At 38.3% G+C, this 7,106-nt stretch carries 5 protein-coding genes; 4 read left to right on the top strand and 1 reads right to left on the bottom strand.

The window, feature by feature from the left end:
* From ACXVWP_RS10180 to lysS, 4 genes are all read left to right on the top strand, one after another.
* Positions 1–64 (top strand): IS3 family transposase (locus ACXVWP_RS10180; RefSeq protein ID WP_369866805.1); only part of this gene is annotated, 64 nt, incomplete at its 5' end.
* Positions 65–335: 271 nt separating this feature from the next.
* Positions 336–2,606: a class 1a ribonucleoside-diphosphate reductase subunit alpha gene (gene nrdA / locus ACXVWP_RS10175; RefSeq protein WP_369866791.1), complete on the top strand. Its 2,271-nt coding sequence runs from the start codon at positions 336–338 to the stop codon at positions 2,604–2,606.
* A gap of 101 nt (positions 2,607–2,707) precedes the next feature.
* Positions 2,708–3,838: a class Ia ribonucleoside-diphosphate reductase subunit beta gene (gene nrdB / locus ACXVWP_RS10170; RefSeq protein WP_005637108.1), complete on the top strand. Its 1,131-nt coding sequence runs from the start codon at positions 2,708–2,710 to the stop codon at positions 3,836–3,838.
* A 298-nt stretch (positions 3,839–4,136) separates the two neighbouring features.
* A complete protein-coding gene (gene lysS, locus ACXVWP_RS10165; protein WP_126471084.1) occupies positions 4,137–5,645 on the top strand; it encodes a lysine--tRNA ligase in 1,509 nt (502 codons plus the stop codon).
* Between the two features lie 137 nt (positions 5,646–5,782).
* On the opposite strand, the gene ACXVWP_RS10160 is transcribed toward lysS, so the two are convergent.
* Positions 5,783–6,928 (bottom strand): 5-methyltetrahydropteroyltriglutamate--homocysteine S-methyltransferase, encoded by a 1,146-nt coding sequence (locus ACXVWP_RS10160; protein WP_369866792.1) that lies wholly within the window; start codon positions 6,926–6,928, stop codon positions 5,783–5,785.
* Between the last annotated feature and the right edge of the window lie 178 nt (positions 6,929–7,106).

Raw genomic sequence — 7,106 nt, 5'->3', positions numbered from 1 at the left:
ACGGATTCAACTAAAATTAAAAGGACTGAGTCCGATACAATATCGAAAACAATCCTTTAAATAACAGTCTAACTTTTTGGGGTCAGATCAAAAACGAGATGATTTTTGACCGCACTTTTTTCTTTACAAAGATTTACAAAAAAGATCCTGCCTAAAAAAACATCACTTGAAAGATAAGTCATTTATTTTAAATGACTTATCTTTTGTCAATAATCTAAGTAAAAAATTTACTGCTTGAATTCAATTTTAAAACACTCTATCTTGTGCATCGTTATTTTCCATAACACTATATCTTGTGTTTTTTAAAGTCATCTCTCTAGCAGGTTTTATCTCCCATGAACAAAGGATTAATGGTTACAAAGCGCGATGGTACGCTTGAACAAATCAATTTAGACAAAATTCACCGTGTGATTACTTGGGCGGCTGAAGGCTTGGAAAACGTGTCTGTTTCTCAAGTTGAATTGCGTTCTCATATTCAATTCTATGAAGGTATTCGTACCTCCGATATTCATGAGACCATTATTAAAGCAGCAGCAGATCTAATCAGCAAAGATACCCCTGATTATCAATATCTTGCTGCGCGTCTTGCCGTTTTCCATTTACGTAAAAAAGCGTATGGCCATTTTGATCCACCTCGTTTATACGATCATGTAAAAAAATTAGTGCGCATGGGCAAATACGATCCTGCACTTTTAGCCGACTATACTCGTGAAGAATGGGATGAAATGGATGGGTTTATTGATCACTGGCGTGATATGACCTTTTCTTATGCCGCAGTAAAACAATTAGAAGGAAAATACTTAGTTCAAAACCGTGTAACCGGTGAGATTTATGAATCTGCACAATTCCTTTATTTATTAGTTGCAGCGAGCTTATTCTCAAAATATCCACAAGAAACCCGTTTGGATTACATTCGTCGTTTCTATGATGCGACATCAACCTTTAAGATTTCCTTACCTACGCCTATTATGGCGGGGGTTCGTACGCCTACGCGTCAATTCAGCTCTTGCGTATTGATTGAATGTGGTGACAGCTTAGACTCTATCAACGCTACCTCTGCAGCAATCGTGAAATACGTTTCACAACGTGCGGGTATCGGGGTAAATGCAGGTGCAATTCGTGCGTTAGGTAGCCCAATTCGTGGTGGTGAAGCATTCCACACTGGCTGTATTCCATTCTATAAACACTTCCAAAGTGCTGTAAAATCTTGTTCACAAGGTGGCGTACGCGGTGGTGCGGCGACAGTTTACTACCCGATTTGGCACTTAGAAGTTGAAAGCTTATTAGTATTGAAAAATAACCGTGGTGTGGAAGATAACCGTGTGCGTCATATGGACTACGGCGTGCAGTTAAACAAATTAATGTATCAACGCTTAATTAAAGGCGCAGATATTACTTTATTTAGCCCTTCAGACGTGCCTGGACTTTATGAAGCCTTCTTTGCTGATCAAGATAAATTTGAAGAACTTTACGTGAAATACGAACAGGATCCAAATATCCGCAAACGTTCTGTAAAAGCCGTTGAGTTATTCTCTTTATTAATGCAAGAACGTGCATCAACTGGTCGTATTTATATTCAAAACGTGGATCACTGTAATACTCATTCACCGTTTGATCCGCTTGTTGCACCGGTACGTCAATCTAACTTATGTTTAGAAATTGCATTACCAACTAAACCATTACAACATTTCCATGATGAAAATGGTGAAATTGCCCTTTGTACGCTTTCTGCATTTAACTTAGGTAAATTAGACGATTTAGACGAGTTAGATAACCTAGCCGATCTTGCAGTACGTGCATTAGATGCATTACTAGATTACCAAGACTACCCTGTTCCTGCAGCGAAACGCTCTTCATTAGGTCGTCGTTCACTGGGTATCGGTGTGATTAACTATGCGTATTACTTAGCGAAAAATGGCGTGCGTTATTCTGATGGTTCAGCGAACGATTTAACTCACCGTACATTTGAAGCAATTCAATACTATCTATTAAAAGCCTCCATGAACTTAGCGAAAGAATTAGGTGCATGTGAGTACTTCAATGAAACCAATTACGCAAAAGGTATTTTACCAATCGATACCTATAAGAACGATATCGATAACTTAACGCAAGAACCATTGCATTATGATTGGGAAACATTGCGCCAAGAAATCAAAGAATTCGGTTTACGTAACTCAACCTTGACCGCATTAATGCCGTCAGAAACTTCTTCACAGATTTCTAATGCAACAAATGGTATCGAACCACCACGTGGTCATGTGAGTATTAAAGCATCAAAAGATGGTATCTTAAGACAAGTTGTACCGGATTATGAAAACTTAAGTGATAACTATGAGTTGCTTTGGGATATTCCAAGCAATGACGGTTACTTACACTTAGTGGGCATTATGCAAAAATTCGTGGACCAAGCGATCTCTGCCAACACCAACTACGATCCAAAACGTTTTGAAGACGGTAAAGTGCCAATGAAAGTGTTGTTAAAAGATCTTTTAACCGCTTACAAATACGGCTTAAAAACCCTCTACTATCAAAACACCCGTGATGGTGCTGAAGACAGCCAAGAAGATTTAGACGATGGCTGTGCTGGTGGAGCGTGTAAGATTTAAATTAGACATTTCTTTCTATTCTTGTAGGGTGGGCTTTAGCCCACCAAAACTTTCTTATTAAAATGGTGGGCTAAAGCCCACCCTACGATATGGAGACAAAAATGGCATACACCACTTTCTCACAAAATAAAAACGACCAATTAAAAGAACCGATGTTCTTTGGTCAAAACGTTAACGTTGCGCGTTACGATCAACAAAAATATGAGACGTTTGAAAAGCTCATTGAAAAACAACTTTCTTTCTTCTGGCGTCCGGAGGAAGTGGATGTGTCGCAAGACCGTATCGACTATGCCGCGTTACCTGAACATGAAAAACACATTTTCATCAGCAATTTAAAATATCAAACCTTGTTGGATTCCATTCAAGGTCGTAGTCCGAACGTTGCGTTGTTGCCATTGGTATCCATTCCGGAATTAGAAACCTGGATCGAGACTTGGACATTCTCAGAAACCATCCACTCTCGTTCTTACACACACATCATTCGTAACATTGTGAACGATCCATCTATCGTGTTTGATGACATCGTGACGAACGAAGAAATCATCAAACGTGCGCGTGACATTTCTTCTTATTACGATGATTTAATCCGTGATAGCCAACTTTACAGCCTGTACGGTGAAGGTACTTACACGGTAGATGGTAAAGAATGTGTTGTAACGTTACGTAACTTGAAAAAACAACTTTATCTTTGCTTGATGAGTGTGAACGCACTTGAAGCCATTCGTTTCTATGTATCTTTCGCGTGCTCCTTTGCCTTTGCAGAACGTCAATTAATGGAAGGTAATGCGAAAATCATTAAATTCATCGCTCGTGATGAAGCGTTACACTTAACCGGCACACAGCACATTTTAAACATTATGGCTGCAGGTCAAGACGATCCTGAAATGGCTGAAATTGCGGAAGAATGTAAACAAGAAGCCTATGATTTATTCTTAGCCGCAGCAGAGCAAGAAAAAGAATGGGCGGATTACTTGTTCAAAGACGGTTCAATGATTGGTTTGAACAAAGACATTTTGGTGCAATACGTGGAATACATCACTAATATCCGTATGCAAGCGGTTGGGCTTCCATTACCATTTGGTGCGCGTTCTAACCCAATTCCATGGATTAACGCATGGCTTGTTTCTGACAACGTACAAGTTGCACCACAAGAAGTGGAAGTGAGTTCTTACCTTGTTGGTCAAATTGATTCTAAAGTCGATACCAATGATTTCGGCGATTTCGATCTTTAATTAATCATTCTACGCAAAGAGCGATCAGTATTTTCAGCGTTTAAAACCTCTGAAAAATTGACCGCTCTTTTGTTTGCGTACACGGTGAACCTTATTCAAGAACCAAGGATAAAATTATCTTATGTGGAAAAATGGCGTAATTCCATCTCTACCAATTCAATTTCGACAACTTTCTAGATAAAAAGGATAACTTAATTAAAAAAGGCTTAACAAAAAACAATGCTCTAGGTAGAATAGAAAAATTCTATTTATTATTAAATAAATCACATTCTAAGTAAAAACTAACGAGGTAAAGGATATGTCAGAGCAAGAAGTAAAAGAATTAGATCTCCATGGCGAAATGCTCGTTCGCCGTGAAAAATTAGCCGCATTACGCGCAAAAGGTAATGCGTTTCCAAACCAATTCCGTCGTAACGCCCTTGCCCAAGATTTACATGATAAGTACGAAGCCGAAGAGGGCGAAGTATTAAAAGAAAAAGCCATTGAAGTAGCTGTTGCCGGTCGTATTATGACTCGTCGCGCAATGGGTAAAGCCACCTTTATTACCTTACAAGATATGAGTGGCAAAATTCAATTATATGTTGCTCGTGATAATCTTCCTGAAGGCGTTTATGCAGAAGATGTAGGTAGCTGGGATTTAGGTGATATTATTGGCGTGAAAGGAACACTTTTCAAAACCAAAACCAATGAATTAACCGTTAAAACAACTGAAGTACAACTTTTAACCAAAGCACTTCGTCCGTTACCAAACAAATTCCATGGTTTAACCGACATGGAAGCGCGTTATCGTCAGCGTTACTTAGATTTAATTTCTAATGAAGAATCTCGCCGTACATTTATTATTCGTTCAAAAGTGGTTGCCGGTATTCGTGAATTCTTTATTTCTAAAGGTTTCATGGAAGTTGAAACGCCTATGCTACAAGTGATTCCAGGTGGCGCATCTGCTCGTCCATTTATCACACACCACAACGCATTAGATGTTGATATGTATCTTCGTATTGCGCCAGAACTTTACTTAAAACGTTTAGTGGTTGGTGGTTTTGAGCGTGTCTTCGAATTAAACCGAAACTTCCGTAATGAAGGAGTTTCTGTCCGTCACAATCCAGAATTCACCATGCTTGAATACTACCAAGCTTATGCAGATTATCATGATTTAATGGATAACACCGAAGAATTATTACGCAAACTCGCCATTGATATTCTTGGTACAACCATTGTGAAATACGGTGATTTAGAATTTGACTTCGGCAAACCATTTGAGCGTATAACATTACATGATGCAACCATTAAATATGGTGCAGATAAAGGTATCGTAAAAGAAGATCTTTATGATTTCGATCGTGCAAAAGCAACCGCTGAACGCTTAGGTATTGAAGTACAAAAATCTTGGGGCTTAGGCTCTATCGTAAATGCGATCTTTGAAGAAGTGGCTGAACATCACTTAATTCAACCAACCTTCTTAATGGCGCATCCAGCAGAAATTTCACCACTTGCACGTCGTAACGATGAAAATCCAGAAGTAACAGACCGTTTTGAATTGTTCATCGGTGGTCGTGAAATTGGTAACGGCTTCTCAGAATTAAACGATGCCGAAGACCAAAATGAACGTTTTGATGCGCAAGTCGCAGCGAAAGAAGCGGGTGACGATGAAGCAATGTTTAAGGATGATGACTTCGTAGTTGCACTTGAACACGGCTTACCACCTACAGCGGGTGAAGGTTTAGGTATTGACCGCTTAGCAATGCTTTATGCTAACGCGCCATCTATCCGTGATGTAATCCTATTCCCTGCAATGCGTCAAAAATAATTAAATTGAAGTAACATAAAAGGAAGTCTATTGACTTCCTTTTTTATTATTTAAAAGTGCGGTCATTTTTAACCGCACTTTCATGAAAAAAAGAGATAACCGCCTTAACGATTATCTCTTTTACACTCTAAACTAGATTACTTACCCCAAACTTCTTCTACGATATCGCGGATAAATTCGAGTTTTTTCCATTGTTGCTCTTCGGTCAGAATGTTACCTTCTTCTGTTGAAGCGAAACCACATTGTGGACTTAAGCAAAGTTGATTGATATCCACATATTGTACTGCTTCTTTAATACGAGCAATAATTTCATCACGCTTTTCTAACTCGCCCGATTTAGAGGTGATTAATCCTAACACTACTTGTTGATTTTTAATAAAGCGTAAAGGTTTAAAATCTCCCGCACGATCACTGTCGTACTCCAAGAAGAAACCGTCCACATTACAGTGTCCAAATAAGGTTTCTGCGATAGGCTCATAACCACCTGCTGAGAACCAAGTTGAACGGAAATTACCACGACAAATATGCATTGTAATCGCTAAATCAGCCGGTTTCGCTGCCACGATTTTATTTAACATATACACATAATCTTTGGCAATTTGATCTAAATCTAAACCACGTTCAGTATAGGTTTTACGTTTATCTTCCGCACAGAATTCTCCCCAACTTGTATCATCCAACTGTAAGTTACGACAGCCTAATTTATAGAAGATATTCATTGCATCAATATAAGCATCAGCAATATCATCTAATAACAACTGATTATTATCTTTATAACGTTCAATTGGCTGATAATCTGTAGCACGTACTGTACAAATTAAATGAAGCATTGACGGAGAAGGAATCGTTAATTTAACTTCAGTCTCACCTGCTATTTTTTGTAATGAGCGGTAATGTTCAACGAAAGGATGGCTCTCTGAAAAACCGATCTTATCTATAATTTTTAGTGTTTTTGGACGTACATTATCGTGTTTAAATTGCACGGAGAATTTTTCAGCATCCACTTCTTTCACGCCATCTAATGCGGCTAAGAAATCTAAATGCCAAAAAGTACGACGAAATTCACCATCAGTCACCGCATGCAATCCGACAGTTTTTTGATGCTCAACCAATTTAGCAATTTCAGCATCTTCAACTTGCGTTAAATCAGCACAAGAAATATCGCCACAACTACATTGATGACGAGCCTGTTTTAAAGTCTCTGGACGTAAAAAACTGCCTACAATATCAAAACGATATGGTGCAAAAGTACGAATAGTGGCACTTGGAAAAAGTTTACTCATTTTGCTTTCCTATATTTAATTAATTTTAAGATAGACTGAGTGTAACAAAATTAACGTCCTCATTAAACATTTAGACGTCTAGATGGGTGTGAATTTTATTGTAATTTTATATGAAGGGAATTGATATAAAATGTAAAAAGAAAAAATGCGGTCATTTTTAACCACATTTTAAATCTAT

The organism is Haemophilus sp. SZY H56, assembly GCF_054332415.1.
Note: the sequence above shows the minus strand (reverse complement) of the source record. Positions and strands in the feature narration are given on the sequence as shown.